The following is a 15,839-nucleotide window of genomic DNA, read 5'->3' on the forward strand; positions in this document are numbered from 1 at the left end:
AATACACGGATCCGTCATCACGGACACGTGAGAGGTGATGTCATGGATGGTATTGCCGACATGGGAGGAACCCCTGGCTGGGGTCCCGTGCAGCCACCGAAAAAGAACGAACCCGTCTTCGCGGAGCCCTGGCAGGGACGGGCATTCGCACTGGCAATCTTGTCCAATCGCGTGTCCGGAGGAAATCTCGACTCCTTCCGCCACGCGCTGGAGCGCCTGGACCGGGCCGCCTACCTCGAGGAGGGCTACTACGGGCGCTGGCTCAATGCCGGAGAGCTGAGACTCCTCGACAGCGCCATCTTGGCACCTGCTGCGGTCGACGCCCGCGCACGAAACCTCCGTGGCGAGCACGTGGAGGAGCCCCCGATCCCGGAGCCGGCCAAGCCCGACTACGCGCCCACCGCCGAGGGCACACTGCGCTCCATAGACACTGCGCCCGCGTTCGGCGTCGGTGAGCACGTGCGCGCGAAGGACATGTCGCCGCCCGGACACACCAGGCTGCCACGCTATGTGCGAGGGCATGTCGGCGTTGTCGACATCGTTCAGCCCGCCGGCGTGCTGCCGGACACCAACGCCCACTTCCTGGGCGAGAACCCGCAGTACGTCTATTCGGTGCGGTTCGACTCCCACGAGCTGTGGGGCGCCGACGCCGAGTCCTTCGACCTCACCGTAGAGCTTTTCGAGAGTTATCTGGATGCAACCTCATGACCACCACCAGCGGACCGGACGAGACCCTTCCCGCAGCCCTGCGCACCGAGGCGCTAGAGCAACTGCTCACCGAGCGGGGCCTGATCGACCCGAAGATGATCGACGGAATCATCACCACCTACGAGACCAACGTCGGCCCGCTCAACGGCGCCAAGGTCGTCGCCAGGGCCTGGACCGACCCGGAGTACCGTCGCCGGCTGCTCGAGGACGGCACGGCCGCCATCAAGGAACTGGGCTTCGGAGGGTTTCAAGGCGAGCACATCGTCGTCGTGGAGAACACCCCCACCACGCACAACGTAGTGGTGTGCACGCTGTGCTCGTGCTACCCCTGGCCGGTGCTGGGCCTGCCGCCGGGCTGGTACAAGGACCCGGCCTACCGCGCGCGAGTGGTGAAGGAGCCCCGCGCGGTGCTGTCCGAGATGGGGCTCGACCTGGACGACGACGTGCAGATCACCGTCCGCGACTCCACCAGCGAGGTGCGGTGGCTGGTCCTGCCTGAGCGTCCGGCCGGCACCGAGCACCTGACCGAGCAGGAGCTCGTGCCGCTGGTGACGAGGGACGCGATGGTGGGCGTGGCGAAGGTGGCGGCACCGTGAGCGCGCCGCTGGACATCGAGGGGCCGGCCGCACCGCCCCGCTCCAACGGGGAGTTCGTCTTCGCCGAGCCGTGGGAGAGCCGCGCCTTCGGCATGGTCGTCGGCCTGTACGAGGCGGGCGCGTTCACCTGGCCGGAATTCCAGGCCGCACTGATCGCCCGGATCGCGGCCTGGGAAGCCTTGGCGGCGCCCGGCAAGCCGTACAGCTACTACCAGCTGTGGCTGGCCGCCCTGGAGGACGTCCTCGCCGGCCTGCGCGCCGTGTCCCCGGAGGAGGTCACCGCGCGCACCCGAGCTCTGGCACAACGCCCCGCAGGCCACGACCACCCGCACTGAACCGCAACCGCCTCCCGGCCTCGGCGCAAGGCGGTGTGTGCCGGTGTGCCGGAGCGCGGCACGCGGGATCAAACCTTGCCGCCTTTCATGTACGAGCATGTGCTCCTATGCGTGATGGGGGGCGCGCAGAGCGCGACCGCGGCAGCGCTCCCGGAGCCCTCAAAGGCCCTTGCGGCACCGCCCTGCCGCGACACCGCCACAGCCATGTCCTCGACGAGTCATCAAGGAAGACAAACCGATGGTCACCAACAATCTCGTTCTCATTTCCAATGCCGGTGGCGTGGGCCGAACGGTCTTCGAGCACTTGCGCGCGCAGGACGTGCCGGTGCGCTTCATGGTCCGCAGCGAGGACGAGCGAGCCGCCGAGTTGCGCAGGCTCGGCGCGGAGGTCGCCATCGGCGATCTGACCCGGCCCGACACCGTCGCGGCCGCGCTGCAGGGTGTGTCACGGATGTACTTCGCGATGCCCGTGTCGCCGGACCACCTGCTGGCGGCCACCGTGGTGGCCTCCGTCGCGCGGGAGTACGGACACCTGGACGCGCTGGTCGACCTGTCGCAGATGACGGTGTCGCAGATGACCGCCACCAGCACCTCGGAGTCGCACCAGCAGCGGCTGCACTGGCTGGCCGAGCAGGTCTTCGACTGGTCGGGACTGCCGGTGGTGCACATCCGGCCGACAGCGTTCCTGGACAATCCGCTCTTCACCTCACTGGTGGCGCGGACGATCCAGGAGAACAGCACGATCGTGCTGCCGTTCGGCACCGGACGCACCTCGCCCATCGCCGTGGACGACGTCGCCAGGGTGGTCGCCACCGTACTGCGCGACCCGGCCCCGCACATCGGCCAGGTCTACGAACTGACCGGGCCGCGGTCGGTCGACATGAACGAGATGGCGCAGGAGTTCTCCCGCGCGCTGGGACGGCCGGTGACCTACGTGGACGCGCCCCCGGAGAAGTGGGAGGCCGAGGTGCTCGCCAAGGCGGGCCTGCCGCCGCACGTCGAACGGCACGTCGCCGTCATGGCTCGGCTCCACCGGGAGAACCGCTACGACCGCACAACCGACGGCGTGCAGCGCGTGACCGGCACCGCCGCCCAGTCGATCGAGGAGTTCGTGGCCGCTCGCAGGGACTTCTACCTGGGCTGATCACCGGGCTGCCGACGAGAGAACCACGCAAGGTCGTCGATCGGCTGACTCCTTGAGTGGACTGCCCCTTCATGCAGGCCGATCCGCATGTGATCGGCCTCCCCTCGGGCCATTTCTGCAACCGATACCTTTACATCAGAGTGGAATCCTCCAACGTGTACCGATCACTCCTCGTGCTGACCGCCGCAATGTTCGCCATCGGCACCGACAGCTTCGTGATCGCCGGGATCCTGCCGGGCGCGACCCACTCCCTCGGTGGGCTGCCGGGTCACTCCACTGGGCTGTGAGCGGCGAGGTGTGGCAGGCGGGCGGCCGCGCCGTCACGACGGGCACGCCCCAGCCCGTACTTGGCCAGCAGGCCGATCGAGACGTGTGGTGATGGCTGTGGCACTGCCGTGACGGGGACTGCTACGGGCCGCGGTGTCCTGCGCGTCCGATGCGCTCCAAGAGGAGGCTCGGGCCCGCCTCCGGTTCTTCGGAAGGCGGGCGCATGTTGCCGTACGGGGTCTGCGCCCTGGTGACCTGCCGGAGTGCGCGGCGAAGAAGCTGGCCGAGGGCGTCGAGCGGCGTTTCGCCGCCCTGCCCTCGGTGGACTGGCCGGTGGTGAACACCGTCCTCGGTCACGCCGTCGTCGGCTCGCGGGCTCGGTCGAGGCCGAAACGAGCGGGGACCCCCTGATCGGCGTGGTCGAGGAGGCCCACGGCGTCGCGCACCCGCTGCCCGAGCACCCCCTGTAGGGCAGGACGCTGCGCCGGTCCGCCTCGGCCATGGCCCTGCACGTGGCGGCTGACCGTGTGCACGTTTCGTTCTTCTGGAACGCGTGAATCGATTCGTCCCCGCCATGCCGGTTCCGGGGCACACCCGGTCCGGGGCGGCGACGAGTCCCGTCCGTGTGCCGAGGTGCCGCCCATGCGCTCGCCGGGAATCACCGGTCCCATCGGGCCGCATGTGGTCCACACTCGACGCCCCGGCCTGCCAGAGGCATGTGTGTGTCGAGTTCCCGATCCCGGGTGGCCGGGATAGCGTGGGGTTGTGGCCGTCGACGTCGTCACCGAGATCGTAATCGCCCGTCCCTGTGCGGAGGTCGCCGCCTACGCCGGGGATCCGACCAATGCGCCGCGGTGGTACTCCAACATCGTCTCGGTTCGTTGGCAGACCTCGCCACCGCTCGCCGTGGGTTCGAGGCTCGACTTCGTCGCCCGCTTTCTCGGACGCACCCTGACCTACACATACGAGATCGTCGACTGCTCCTCCGAACGACTCGTGATGCGTACCGCGCAGGGGCCGTTTCCCATGGAGACGACCTACACCTGGGAGCCGGTGGACGCCGGGCACACCCGGATGACATTGCGCAACCGCGGCGAGCCAACCGGCTTTGCCAAGGTGAGCGCTCCGATGCTGGCTGCAGCTGTGCGGCGGGCAAACGTCAAGGACCTGGCTGCGCTGAAAGGGTTGTTGGAAGGCGGCGACGCCGACCGACGCTAGGGTGTGTGTCTCAGCGACCGGCAACCCGCGCACGGCTCGTGAGCATCCGCCCTGTTCCTGCAGTCCCTGCACCTCGCGCAGAACTCGGCATGGTCAAGATGGCCGCGTCGCCTTGGACGACACAAAGATGGAGGCCAACGCCTCCACGCACAAGGCAATGAGCTGGTGAGATCCCCACCGAACTCGGGGGCGGCTCAGCGGGAATTCAGCCGATGGCGAGGTCCATGTTGGTCACGTACCAGGGGCCGGCGATTTTGGTGGCATCGAACTTCACGTTCACCTGCCCGGGCTTCAGTCCGGTGGAGTGGGACAAGATGATCGCGTCGAGGGTCTGTCCATCCACGGTGATCTTGTCGGCGGGAACGACCGCCTTGCCGCCGTTCTCGGAGACTTGCGAGACTGTCACCTTCGGGTCACCTGATGGCTTCTTGGGTGTGAACGAGACACGGAGCCTCTTGACCATGTCGCCCATCTGCCGCACCTCGGGCGAGTCGCTCTCACACATCGACTTGGTGCCGACTTTCGCGGGCGCCGACCCGGTGGCCGGAGTCCCGCTCACCAAGCACGCCTGTTTCGTGTCACCATCGATGATCGCGGTGATCAATGTGGCAACCGCCGCCTCGGGTGTGGACTGGTCGCCGGCTCCCGGCCGCTGCGGTTTCGTACCAGCGCTCCCCGTCTCACGCGCCCCCGGGTGGGCGGCGGCCGAGCCGTGTGCGCTCGGCTTGTCCGTCGCTGCTCCCTTATTGTCCGTGCACCCGGACAGAGTCGTGACAGCCGCCGCCAACACGACTCCGGCGATCCAACCGGTGCTTTTCTGCCGGAAGTTGACAGACATGAATTTCCCGTAGCCCCTTCAAGTGACTCCTCCCCCGGCTGAAGCCGTAGGCTTCTCGCTAACCCTGGCGGGCGTCGCGACGGACCAGCCCGGCCCGTAGAACGTTCAGGGCGCCCACCGTGTCCGCGTGCGCGTTGTGGCCGCAGGACTGACAGTGGAACTTCTCCTGGGTGAGCCGGTTCTCTGCTGAGACGTGCCCGCATTCGGGGCAGGTCCGGGAGGTGTTGCGGGGGTCCACGGCGATCACTTCTCGTCCGGCGCTTTCAGCCTTGGCGTGCAGGATCGTCAGGAACACCCCCCATCCGGCATCCGAGATCGAGTGGTTGAGTCCGGCCTTCGCGCCAGCCCCGTTGGGCAGGAAGCTGCCCGGCTGGTCGGGGTCGGGCTTGGGAGCCGGGGCCTTGACCATGTTGCGGATCTTGAGGTCTTCGTACGCGATGAAGTCGTGTTCGCGGACCAGGCCGAGGGCGGTTTTGTGTGCGTGGTCCAGGCGCTGGCGTCGGATCTTGCGGTGCAGGTCGGCAACGCGCTGGACGGCCCGCTGATGGTTGGCGGTGCGCTTGTCGCGGCGGACGCGGGCGAGTGCCTGCTGTGCGGCTTCGAGCTTGGCGGAGGCCTTGCGGCCGTGGCGGGGGTTGGGTACGAACGCGCCGTTGGAGACGGCGAGGAAGTTGGCTATGCCCATGTCGATGCCGACCACGCTGCCGGTCGCGGGCAGCGGCTTGGGTTCAGGCTGCTCGGCGGTCAGGATGACGTACCAGCGCTTGCCTTCACGCTTGACGCTGACGGTCTTGACCTTGCCGGTCACGGGCCGGTGCTGGTTGACCTTCACGTGGCCCACGCCCTGGAGGCGGACGCGGGTGGCGGGGTCGTGCGCAGTGGAGTTCCACCGGCATCCGTCGCCGTCCTTGGGGAAGTCCACGGTGTCGAACCAGTTCACGCCACGGAACCTGGGGTATCCCGGCTTGTCTCCGGCCTTCACGCGTCGGAAGAACGCGGCGAATGCCTTGTCCAGCCGCCGTAACGTGGCCTGCTGTGACGAGAACGACCAGCGGCCCTGCCGCTCGGGGTCGAAGGCGCGGATCTCTTTGAGCTGGGCCGACTGCTGCCCGTATTTGATGCTCGTCTTGGAGGGGTGCCGGTAGGCGTCGCGGCGTTCCTGCAAGGCTCCGTTGTAGAGGGAGCAGTGATCGCGCAGCATCTCGCCGAGCGCTGCCGACTGACCCACGGTGGGCCGCATGAGGAACTTGTACGCACGGATCATCCGGCCCACCCCCTTTCCAAGTCGGTTCGCGTGATCATACTACCCTTGGTGTATGTCACCGCGCTGGGAACCAGACCCCGATATTCGCACCGGCCGTCACGTCGCCTACAATCTGCATGCACACTTGGTGTTCGTCACCAAGTACCGCAAGGACGTCTTCGATGACGCCATGCTGAAGCGGTGCGAGGAGATCATGCGGGATGTGTGCGGCAGCTTCGAGACGGAGCTGAAGGAGTTCAACGGCGAAGCCGACCACGTACACCTGCTCGTGCACTACCCGCCGAAAGTCGCCCTGTCCAAGCTGATCAACAGCCTGAAGGGCGTCAGCTCCCGGTACCTGCGCGCCGAGTACACCGGCCGCATCAACCGCATCGGGCTGGGCTCCGTCTTCTGGTCCCGCTCCTACTTCGCCGGGTCGTGCGGCGGCGCACCGCTCAGCATCGTCCGTCACTACATCGAGGGCCAGAAACGCCCAATCTGATCGTCACCCCAAGGCGCAGCGAACTCCGGCGCTGCGCGCCTCCGGGGCGATGATGCGTTTCCCTCCCCGGCTGAAGCCGGGGATACCCACGCAAGATCAGGGATGGAGACGGAACGGGTGACGCATTGGTTCTCCTGTCCCTCGGTGCGCGGCCGGCGCCGGACGGCTGTGCTCGTCATCGAGAGCGGCGGTGACGGTGCCGCCGTCGCTCATATCGCCTCGGCCGGTGAGCCGTTGGACGCGCCGACGACGGCCGCCGCCCACCCACGCTGCGAACTGCACGACACCGCCTTCGCGTTCGCGTGCACCGGGGCGGCCGGGCCTGACGCTCCCGCATCCGCGCCGCACGCGGTCCGCGCACGCCGTCGAACCGCACGGCAAGGACTCGGCGACCGAGCAGCAGCAGGACTGGGCGCTGGACTCGGTCCGGCGGCCCGGTCGTCGACGAGGCGCGCACCGTACGGGTCTGGCAGCGGGTCGAGGCGCTGTCCGGCGCGTACGAGATGGCTCCGTAGACGCGCCGTACAGAGCACCGGAGGCCGAGCCGCGCGGGCACGGCCACGGGTCGCTCAGGCTTCGACTCCTTCCGGGGAGGCTGGCAGGGGGTGGGGGAGCGGTGGTTACGGAGACCGTGTGCGCCACTTCCTCGTGCGCGGTGGGACTGAGAGGCCGGCCCGGCCTCGTCGCTCGGCCTGCGTGATCGGACCGGATTCCGGCGCTTGGCGATCAAGGAGAACTGCGCAGGCCGCCACCACGCCGCCGAACGAGCGCAGGCAGTGGCAGCGCATAGGGAACACGTGTGCGCCCCCGGCGCACGACCCTGGCCGTCCTGTGCGCATGTGCGCCGTACACCGGACGGGTGTCACGGCCCGGACGCCCGCGTACCGGCGGGAAGGCCTTCTGGCATATGCCACTGCGGGCGCTGCCCCGGCCACGGAAGGGCCGCCCCGACGCGCCGAGCCCAAGGACGGTACCCATGCGAACGAGGATGACCAGGCACCTGGAGTCCGTCCTCACCGAGGTCGCCGCCGGCGCCAAAGCCGCACCGGTGCGCCGGCCGGTCCTTCCGCCGGAGTTCAACTGGCGCGATTACACCGTGCTGCTGCTGCACATTGCTGCGGAGATCGAGCACTCCCTGATGGTGCAGTACCTCTTCGCCGCGTACTCGCTGGGCGGACCACAGGTCCCCGGGCACCTGCGCGCAGACGTACGGCGATGGCAGGAGATCGTCCTCGGCATCGCGAAGGAGGAGATGGGCCACCTGCTCACCGTGCAGAACCTCCTGATCGCGCTCGGCGGCCCGGTGCACCTCGGCCGGGAGGACTACCCGTGGGGAACGGACTTCTATCCGTTCCCGTTCACGCTCCGGCGGCTCACCCAGGAAACGCTCGCCCGGTACATCTGCGCGGAGAGCCCGCCCAACTGGACCGGCGAGGAGGCCGAGCGGATCCGGCAGCTGGCCGTGGGCCGGCAGGGCGCACCGGTGAACCGCGTGGGTGCCCTCTACGACCGGCTGACCGACATCCTCGGAGATCGCGATCGCATCCCGGATGCCGCCTTCCAGGCCGCGACCTTGCCCTACCAGGCCTCCTGGCACGAGTGGGGTCGCGGCTACACCCTCGGCGAACGCGGCCGGGACGCCGGCAACGTGCCCGAGACGCAGTCCCCCGACCTGCTGATCATCGGCGTCTCCTCGCGTGACTCCGCCCTGAACGCGCTGAAGCAGATCGGCGAGCAGGGTGAGGCGTTGCCTCCGCTGCAGGCACCTCTCCCCGCGGCCGGCACGGATCCGAGGGAACTCTCACACTTCTTCCGCTTCCTGACGATCTTCCGCGAGCTGGATCGGCTCGACCTGCCCGACCAGAACACCGTCGCGCGGCGGGTCGCCGAGAACCCTCGCACCGATCATCGGCTCAACCAGGAGACTCTGGCACTGACGCGCACACTGGTCCTCGAACCGGGCCAGCCTCGCCCTGAGGTCAACCCCATCACCGACCCCGAGGCCGCTCGCTGGGGCCACTTGTTCAACCTGCGCTACCGCATGCTGCTGACCGACGTGGCACACGCCTTCCGCCTGATCGGCCCGCTCGACAACGGCACCACCCTGACCGCGCGTGGATCGCTGATCCACCGGGCGTTCGGCGAGATGTACAACCTCCGGGCCGTCGCGGGAACGCTGCTCCAGCTCCCCCTCGACCGCGAACGGGACAGCGGCCTGCTGGCCGGCCCGCCGTTCGAGATGCCGTACACGCTGGACCTCCCGGCGGGTGACCGCAACCGGTGGCTGCTCCAGCGCGATCTCACCGAGGCCTCGCTGCGCGCCGTCGACGCCCTGCTCCAGACGAGGTTGACGCCCGAGGGCGAGGCGTACCTGCGCGCGCTTCGCGAGACAGACATCCAGGCACGGAAGTTCGCCGAACGCGTTCTGGCCGAGCGCTGAACACCCCTCGGCAACCGACCAACCACCGACGAGGAGAGAGCGTGGCCATCAAGGAACTCCGGATCCTGCCGCCCCTGGCGATCGGCCGCCTGGGCTCGGCCGCCCGGCCGATGGACAACTACGAGGTACTGGTCGACCCGCACCGCCCGTTGGCGCCCCGGCAGGTGCGGCCGGCCCCGACCTTCCAGGTGGATCCGCACAGCGGCGCCATCACATCGGCCGAGACCCCGCCGACGCTGCGCTTCACCGAGGACGGCCAGGTCCGGCCGGTGGCTCCGTTCCTGGAGGTCTGGGCGCTGACCGCGCAGCGGGGCCGGGAGGACGTGCTGGAACTGTTGACCCTCGACCTGCTGGCCCGTCACGGGCTCGGGCCCGAGGACGTGCACTGGTCGGTGCACGTGGCCAACCACAAGATCCACCGCAGGACCGGTGACGAGAACGACCGCATCGATGCGCGGGTCGGCCCCGTCAACGACCACGCGGTGCACCCGCTGAACGGCACCTGCCCCAACTTCTGGGAGGGCAGGGCACTTCCGCTCGGGCACGTCCGATACCTGAAGCCCACCCCCGAGTTCCCCGGCATCCGACTGCGCTTCACCCCCGCCGCCGGCCGCGTCTACGGCTCCAGCCTGCAGCAGCCGCCTCCCGGGCCGCCGCGGCCCGACCCCGAGCGCGACCCGAACGTGGTCGATGTGCTGTACGACGCCAACCGGGGCACCTGGCTCGGCTACCACGACGATCCCAACAACCCCCGGGTCACCAACCCCTCCCAGATCTACGCCGGTTTCACTCAGCAACGCAAGTGGATCAGCAAGGGCTACCTGGACGACGAGTGCGACGGCCTGGTCAGGGCCGAACTCACCGTCGATGGCACTCTCCTGAGCGCGTACGGCCGGATCGGTGCAGGCCCGCCGGCCTACGCTCCCGACAGCTTCCCGGTGCGCGCCGTCGCGGACGAGCTGGAGCAGGCCATGTTCGGCCCCACGGTCGGTGCCGGCCAGGTGTCGCCGGAGGCCGCCGAGGAGGTGGTCCGGCGTGCCTTCGACACGGTCCGGCTCATGAACACAGCCGTGCTGAACGGCAACACGGTGAACGGCCAGGTCCGCGGTGCCTCCACCATGGTCGCCCAGGACACCAACGACACCGGCCGCCTGTACGAGCCGATCATGGCTCCGTCGCTGGTCGACCGCAGCGCGCTGCTGAACCTGCACCAGCAGGTGCTCACCGGCCTGCGCAGCGGCACGGCACCTTGGTTCGCCGACGTGCTGCGCGACTTCGACGACGTCGGCGACCTGTCCGACAAGGGGCGGCGCAAGATGCCGGCCCTGATGCGCGGTGCGGACGGTCGCTCCCTTGCGCTGACCCGCCGCCAGGTCGACCTCGTCCGCAAGGTCGCCAAGCGGGCGATCTTCACCGACAACGGCCCTGCCGCCACTACGACTTCCGACCCCGAGGAGCGGGGATGACCGAGCCGCAGCCCATCACTTCGATCCGGCCGAGCAACCTCTCGGCGCAGCTTCACTACCGGGCACCCGGTAACCCGCCCAGCACCCTGGCCGCCTCCGCCATCTCCAACGCCTTCCCCGGTCTTGAGTTCGACTTCCGCAACATCTGGCGCCGCATCTTCGAGGGCATCGAGCTGCACGAGGCGGACAACCTGGTGGTCCGGGCCGATCCGGACCACCAGGAGCTGGAGGGTTGCCGGTTGCTCCGGGTGGCCGGTGAACCGGTGGTCGGTAGCCTGCTCGGCCCGCAGCTTCCCAGGGGCACGTCCGACCCGCTCACCTCGGCCGGCAACCCCGACGGGGTGACCATGCTGGAATGGTCCAACTCCCTTGCCAAGGTCCTGGATGGCCATGCCGGACGGCCGGTGGCCTGCGAGTTCACGATGCAGCCTAGCGACAGCCCGGTGGGCATCCCGGACGACCCGGCCACGCTGCGCTCCGTCGACCTGGTCATCCGTCCACTGTTCGCCGTCAGCGAGGCGGCGGAAGGCTGGATGACGGTGATCGACGAGCAGCTGGTGCAGCCCGGCGACCTCACCCGCAGCCTCTGCTCTCCCTGGCAGAACGACTACCGCGAGTGCGCCTGCTACTACTGGGCGGCCAGCCGGCCGGACTACGTCAACGTGGACGTGGACGAGCAGGGCGTCAGCGTCGGCAACAACTGGCTCTCGGTGCATCGCGAACCCAAGGAGTACGTGCTCGACAACGGCCGGGACACCCGCCTCCTGACGTACGAGAACCTGTTTCGAGAATGGCAGTCGCACCTGCGATTCATCGTCGGCGGACGGGACTACCCGGACGATGGCCGGCCGACCCACAACCCCTGACGAGGTCTTGTCCGATGAACCCCTCCCTCACCCCGCACGCGACCGGTGGACCGGCCCGTGAGCTGTTCGAGCTGTCCGCCCCGGTCAGCCCCGACCTCCACCTGGTGCGCACCGAGGTCGGCCGGCACGCCCTGGTGGTCAACGGCAACCGCCTGTTCGACCTCGACGCGGACAGCTACCTGGCCCTCGACCGCGCACGGCACGCCGACGACGGCCCCGGGTTGTCCCGGTTGATGTCCGAACTCGGGCTGGACGCCCCACGGCTGATCGACGACCGGCCTCCCGCCGAGCCGCCGGTGCGCGCCCTTTCGCTCTCCGTGGCGCAGAAGTGCAACCTCGGCTGCACCTACTGCTACGCCCAGCAGGGCAGCTTCGGCGGGACACCCACCAGCATGTCGGCCGAGACCGCGCTCACCGCAGTGGAACTGCTCTTTCGCGAGGCCGCACCGGGAGAGCGGGTGAACCTGGCCTTCCTCGGAGGCGAACCCCTGCTCAACCGGCCCGTCGTACACGCCGCCACCGAGCATGCGGTCCGGCTCGCGGCGAAGCGGAACGTGCAGGCGACCTTCTCGATCACCACCAACGGCACCACACTGACCGCCGCGGACGCCGACTTCTTCGAGCGGCACGGCTTCGCGGTGACGGTGAGCCTGGACGGCACCAAGGAGGCGCACGACTCGCTGCGACCCTACCGGGGCGGAAGGGGCAGCTTCCGGAGAGTGATCACCAACGTGACCCCACTGCTGGCGGCTCAGCAACGGATGCAGGTCTCGGCACGGGTGACGGTGACCCCGCACAACCTCGCCCTGCGGGAGACCCTGGATGCATTCGTCGAACTCGGCTTCCACAGCGTCGGCTTCTCGCCCATGCTGAACTCCCCGACCGGTCAAGGCGAACTGTCGGCTGCAGACCTGGAGTTGATGCTTAATCAGATGGTGTCATGTGGTGAGGAGTTCGAGCGACAGGTGGTCGCAGGCCGCCGTTACCCTTTCGCCAACCTCGCCAACGCGCTGCGTGAGCTCCACCGCGGCACCCATCGCCCCTATCCCTGCGGTGCCGGTGCCGGGTATCTGGGCGTCTCCGCGGAGGGCGAGCTCGCCGCCTGCCACCGCTTCGTGGGCGATCCCAGGGGCGCGCTGGGCAGCCTCGACCGGGGCGTGGACCGTGCTCGGCAACTGACCTGGCTCGGCGAGCGGCATGTGCACCGCCAGGAGCCGTGCCGTTCGTGCTGGGCGCGTTATCTGTGCGGCGGTGGCTGCCACCACGAGGTGATCGACCGTGGCCGTCCCGCCTGCCAGTACATCCGCGGTTGGCTGCACTACGCCTTGGGCGCGTACCACCGGCTGCTCAGCCGCAGGCCCGACTGGTTCGGCCCCGCGCCGGCCGGCGGGACCCCGGCGTGACCGACGGATCGGAGCCCGTCCGTCGCATCCACACCGAGGTCTGCGTCCTCGGTGCTGGACCATCGGGTGCCCTCTGCGCCCGGCGACTGACCGAACTGGGCCACCGGGTGCTGTTGGTGGAGCGGCACCCGTTTCCGCGTCCGCACGTGGGCGAGGCGCTGACGCCGGCCGTCCGGCCGCTGCTGGACAGCCTCGGGCTGCTGCAGGCCGTACGCGACGCGGGATCCCTGGCCCCCACCTGGTCGTGCGTGCGCTGGACGGACGAGCGGGTGCGTCGGGTTCGACTGCCGGCTGGTACGAGAGGGTTCACGGTCTGCCGTGCACGCTTCGACCAACTCCTGCTGGACGCCGCCCGATCCGTCGGCGTCGCGGTGCTCCAGCCCGCCCGCGCCCACCGACCCCACCGCCACGCCGAGGGCTGGGAGGTGCCGCTCACGACGCCCGAGGGGCCCCGGATCCTGAGCGCGCGGTTCCTGGTCGACGCCACCGGGCGGGCGCGGGTCCTCGGCGGGCGGGTGACGCGTACGGGCCCGCGGACGATCGCGCTGTACGCGGCGTGGCGCGTCGGGACCCGGAGAGTCCCTCCGACCTGCCTGGAGGCCGGACCGCACGGCTGGCTGTGGGGCACGCTGCTGCCGGGCGGGGAGTACCGGGCCATGGCCTTCACCGACCCCGAGCAACTGCGTCGCCCACGCGTCCACCGCTCCTTCAGGGCCGATTTCCTGCGAGGCCTGCTGGCCGGCTCCGAGCTGCTGCGCGAGCTGGCGGCGGACCGGCCCGCGAGTGCCGTGGCGGTGTGTGACGCCACCGGCTACCTCGATCCCGACCCCGTTGCCGAGGACCGCATCAGCCTGGGCGAGGCGGCGTTCGCGATCGACCCGCTCTCCTCCTCCGGGGTGGACAAGGCCCTGCAGAGCGCCATGGCCGGGGCGGTCACCGTACACACCCTGCTCGGCGGGGGCGGTGACCGACGGGCCGCGCTGGCCTACTACCGCGACAGCCAGCGCGCTTCGGTCGAGCAGCACACGCGCTGGGCCGGCGGCTACTACGAGGAACATCTGCCATACCGGGACAACGCCTTCTGGCGCCGCCGCGCCCGGCCACTCCCGGTCCCTGCGCCGGAACCCGCGCCCCGACCGGACCTCGCCGCCCTGATGCACCGACGGGTACGCCTGGCACCTGCCGGCCGGCTGACGAGCACCCCGTGCGTGGTGGGCGACCAAGTGGCCTTCCGCCCCGCGCTCGTCCATCCCGCGCTGCCCCGGCCGGTGGCCTACCTCGGTGGGCACGCGCTCGCCCCGCTGGTCGCCTCCCTGCACGGCGGACACACACTCGCCGAAACCCTGCGGGCCTGGAGCCGCACCATGTCGGCCGAGCAGGCCCTGACCGTCGCCCGCTGGCTGTACGGACAGGGTCTGCTGGTGCCCCAGCCGTAGTCCGACACCGCACGCCGCCGCCACGCCGGTCGAGCAGCTGATCGCGACACTCGGTCTCGCACGTGCTGACGGTGCACTCATCGATTGTTCCGCTCGGGTGATGATTCACCAGTCTCGTAGTGCTCGGACGACTGAGCGTGAATCAATAGTTCGTATGAAGCACGTTCTTCGCCTTGAGGGTGATCCATGACGCACACACAGACCCCGGCAGGCCCGATCAAGCACGTGGTGTGCATGGTTCAGGAGAACCACACCACGGACAACTACTTCCTCTCCATGGCGGCCTACGGCGCCAACATCGCCACTGGCTGGCAGGTCTCGCCGAATCCGCCGGCGATTGACCCGCCGCACGACCGGCACGCCTACTACCGCTGGCTCACGCAGCAGTCCACCGGTGACCATGTCCAGTTCGACACCACCTCGGTGCTGCCGTTCTACGCCTGGCTGGCTGCCAGCGGGGCGTTCCTGGAGAACCACTGCTCCGGGTTCGGGACCAACTCGACACCGAACCATCTGCTCATCGTCGGCGGTCAGTCCCCTACGCTGCGCAATCCCCGCCACAACACCCAGCCGGTGTGGGATCTGCCCTCCCTGCCGGGGCACGCTCAGGACAACGGCCTGAGCTGGAAGGCCTACACCGGCGCCACCGGCTACCCGGTCGAGTTCTACCAGCAGCTCAAGGGGTCGGCGAACATCGTCCGCTCGGCCAAGCCGTCGCAGCAGTTCCTCGACGATGCCGCCAACGGCTCCTTGCCGACGCTCGCCATGGTGTGGCACGACGAACCGTACGACGAGCACCCGACGGCGGACGTGTCACTCGGCATGGATGCGGTCTGGCAGGCCGTCGACGCGGTGGTACAGGCCGGGCGGTGGGACGAGACGGTCTTCTTGCTCACCTGGGACGACTGGGGCGGTTTCGACGACCACGTCGCCACGCCCAATGTGGAATACGCGCCCGATGGCGTGCAGTTGGCCTATGGACCACGGGTCCCGCTGCTGATGTTCGGCGGTCGGGTCCGTCCCGGCATCGACAGCCGGTGGTGCTCGCACGTCAGTCTGCCCAAGACCGCCCTGCAACTGCTCGGTCTGCCGCCACTCGGTGTACCCCGAGTGGACAATGACGGCGGCCTGGCGGACCTGGTCGACTTGGCCGGGGGAGGTGGCACTATGCCGCAACCGCCTGCCTATGGCAGCCAGATCATGCTGCCGGACCCGCCTCAGCCGACGCCGCAGCCGGCGCCTTTGCCGCCCTCGCCGGTCGCAAGTCCGAAGCTCGTGGATGAAGTGATCCTGCGCGATGGCACTTCGTTGGGCCGACCCCAGGACGTGCTCATCAGGACGCACTGACCCGTTGTCCCGCGAGCGCCCGCGATGGCG

The 15,839-nt window shown here is 69.2% G+C and carries 15 protein-coding genes; 13 read left to right on the forward strand and 2 right to left on the reverse strand.

Annotated features, from left to right (window positions below; genetic code table 11):
- The first annotated feature begins 42 nt into the window (after positions 1 to 42).
- The 6 genes from nthB (at position 43) to BFF78_RS37845 (ending at position 4,268) form a co-directional block, all read left to right on the forward strand.
- A complete protein-coding gene (gene nthB, locus BFF78_RS37820) occupies positions 43 to 708 on the forward strand; it encodes a nitrile hydratase subunit beta (RefSeq protein ID WP_069782561.1) in 666 nt (221 codons plus the stop codon).
- Positions 705 to 1,304 (forward strand): nitrile hydratase subunit alpha, encoded by a 600-nt coding sequence (gene nthA, locus BFF78_RS37825; protein WP_069782562.1) that lies wholly within the window; start codon positions 705 to 707, stop codon positions 1,302 to 1,304. The genes nthB and nthA overlap by 4 nt, the downstream gene beginning before the upstream one ends.
- Entirely contained in the window at positions 1,301 to 1,639 is a 339-nt protein-coding gene (locus tag BFF78_RS37830; protein WP_069782563.1) for a nitrile hydratase accessory protein, read from the forward strand. The genes nthA and BFF78_RS37830 overlap by 4 nt, the downstream gene beginning before the upstream one ends.
- A gap of 238 nt (positions 1,640 to 1,877) precedes the next feature.
- On the forward strand, positions 1,878 to 2,783 hold the full coding sequence (locus BFF78_RS37835; protein ID WP_069782564.1) for an NmrA family NAD(P)-binding protein: 906 nt from the start codon (positions 1,878 to 1,880) through the stop codon (positions 2,781 to 2,783).
- 155 nt (positions 2,784 to 2,938) lie between these two features.
- Positions 2,939 to 3,070: a hypothetical protein gene (locus BFF78_RS49460; RefSeq protein ID WP_257786889.1), complete on the forward strand. Its 132-nt coding sequence runs from the start codon at positions 2,939 to 2,941 to the stop codon at positions 3,068 to 3,070.
- 745 nt (positions 3,071 to 3,815) lie between these two features.
- On the forward strand, positions 3,816 to 4,268 hold the full coding sequence (locus BFF78_RS37845) for an SRPBCC family protein (protein ID WP_069782566.1): 453 nt from the start codon (positions 3,816 to 3,818) through the stop codon (positions 4,266 to 4,268).
- Positions 4,269 to 4,473: 205 nt separating this feature from the next.
- On the opposite strand, the gene BFF78_RS46520 is transcribed toward BFF78_RS37845, so the two are convergent.
- Together BFF78_RS46520 and BFF78_RS37855 are read right to left on the reverse strand one after the other, a co-directional pair.
- The gene (locus BFF78_RS46520; RefSeq protein WP_069782567.1) at positions 4,474 to 5,106 is read right to left on the reverse strand and encodes a hypothetical protein; all 633 of its coding nucleotides are present in this window, start codon (positions 5,104 to 5,106) and stop codon (positions 4,474 to 4,476) included.
- Between the two features lie 58 nt (positions 5,107 to 5,164).
- A complete protein-coding gene (locus BFF78_RS37855; protein ID WP_069784068.1) occupies positions 5,165 to 6,370 on the reverse strand; it encodes an RNA-guided endonuclease InsQ/TnpB family protein in 1,206 nt (401 codons plus the stop codon).
- A gap of 52 nt (positions 6,371 to 6,422) precedes the next feature.
- Here BFF78_RS37855 and tnpA point away from each other — a divergent pair, with 52 nt between their 5' ends.
- The 7 genes from tnpA (at position 6,423) to BFF78_RS37890 (ending at position 15,809) form a co-directional block, all read left to right on the forward strand.
- Positions 6,423 to 6,851: an IS200/IS605 family transposase gene (gene tnpA, locus BFF78_RS37860; RefSeq protein ID WP_079161652.1), complete on the forward strand. Its 429-nt coding sequence runs from the start codon at positions 6,423 to 6,425 to the stop codon at positions 6,849 to 6,851.
- Positions 6,852 to 7,827: 976 nt separating this feature from the next.
- Positions 7,828 to 9,291, forward strand: a complete 1,464-nt coding sequence (locus BFF78_RS37865; RefSeq protein ID WP_069782569.1) for a ferritin-like domain-containing protein — start codon at positions 7,828 to 7,830, stop codon at positions 9,289 to 9,291.
- A 41-nt stretch (positions 9,292 to 9,332) separates the two neighbouring features.
- Positions 9,333 to 10,757, forward strand: coding sequence for a hypothetical protein (locus tag BFF78_RS37870; protein WP_079161654.1), 1,425 nt, complete (start codon positions 9,333 to 9,335; stop codon positions 10,755 to 10,757).
- Positions 10,754 to 11,623, forward strand: a complete 870-nt coding sequence (locus BFF78_RS37875; RefSeq protein WP_069782570.1) for a LodA/GoxA family CTQ-dependent oxidase — start codon at positions 10,754 to 10,756, stop codon at positions 11,621 to 11,623. The genes BFF78_RS37870 and BFF78_RS37875 overlap by 4 nt, the downstream gene beginning before the upstream one ends.
- 14 nt (positions 11,624 to 11,637) lie before the next feature.
- Positions 11,638 to 13,026 (forward strand): radical SAM/SPASM domain-containing protein, encoded by a 1,389-nt coding sequence (locus BFF78_RS37880; RefSeq protein ID WP_079161655.1) that lies wholly within the window; start codon positions 11,638 to 11,640, stop codon positions 13,024 to 13,026.
- Positions 13,023 to 14,462: a flavin-dependent monooxygenase QhpG gene (qhpG, locus tag BFF78_RS37885; RefSeq protein ID WP_079161656.1), complete on the forward strand. Its 1,440-nt coding sequence runs from the start codon at positions 13,023 to 13,025 to the stop codon at positions 14,460 to 14,462. Before BFF78_RS37880 ends, qhpG begins: the two co-directional genes overlap by 4 nt.
- Before the next feature lie 234 nt (positions 14,463 to 14,696).
- Positions 14,697 to 15,809: an alkaline phosphatase family protein gene (locus BFF78_RS37890; protein WP_227026027.1), complete on the forward strand. Its 1,113-nt coding sequence runs from the start codon at positions 14,697 to 14,699 to the stop codon at positions 15,807 to 15,809.
- The last annotated feature ends 30 nt before the right edge of the window (positions 15,810 to 15,839 follow it).

Origin of the sequence: Streptomyces fodineus, assembly GCF_001735805.1 — a bacterium.
Taxonomy (GTDB): Bacteria; Actinomycetota; Actinomycetes; order Streptomycetales; family Streptomycetaceae; genus Streptomyces; species Streptomyces fodineus.

What these genes read in the sequence shown, in the direction of transcription:
- nthA (WP_069782562.1), top strand. Translation starts at nt 705, where the DNA reads ATGACCACCACCAGCGGACCGGACGAGACCCTTCCCGCAGCCCTGCGC.
- BFF78_RS37880 (WP_079161655.1), top strand. Translation starts at nt 11,638, where the DNA reads ATGAACCCCTCCCTCACCCCGCACGCGACCGGTGGACCGGCCCGTGAG.
- BFF78_RS46520 (WP_069782567.1), bottom strand. Translation starts at nt 5,106, where the DNA reads ATGTCTGTCAACTTCCGGCAGAAAAGCACCGGTTGGATCGCCGGAGTC.
- BFF78_RS37855 (WP_069784068.1), bottom strand. Translation starts at nt 6,370, where the DNA reads ATGATCCGTGCGTACAAGTTCCTCATGCGGCCCACCGTGGGTCAGTCG.
- BFF78_RS37890 (WP_227026027.1), top strand. Translation starts at nt 14,697, where the DNA reads ATGGTTCAGGAGAACCACACCACGGACAACTACTTCCTCTCCATGGCG.
- BFF78_RS37835 (WP_069782564.1), top strand. Translation starts at nt 1,878, where the DNA reads ATGGTCACCAACAATCTCGTTCTCATTTCCAATGCCGGTGGCGTGGGC.
- nthB (WP_069782561.1), top strand. Translation starts at nt 43, where the DNA reads ATGGATGGTATTGCCGACATGGGAGGAACCCCTGGCTGGGGTCCCGTG.
- tnpA (WP_079161652.1), top strand. Translation starts at nt 6,423, where the DNA reads ATGTCACCGCGCTGGGAACCAGACCCCGATATTCGCACCGGCCGTCAC.
- BFF78_RS37875 (WP_069782570.1), top strand. Translation starts at nt 10,754, where the DNA reads ATGACCGAGCCGCAGCCCATCACTTCGATCCGGCCGAGCAACCTCTCG.
- BFF78_RS37865 (WP_069782569.1), top strand. Translation starts at nt 7,828, where the DNA reads ATGCGAACGAGGATGACCAGGCACCTGGAGTCCGTCCTCACCGAGGTC.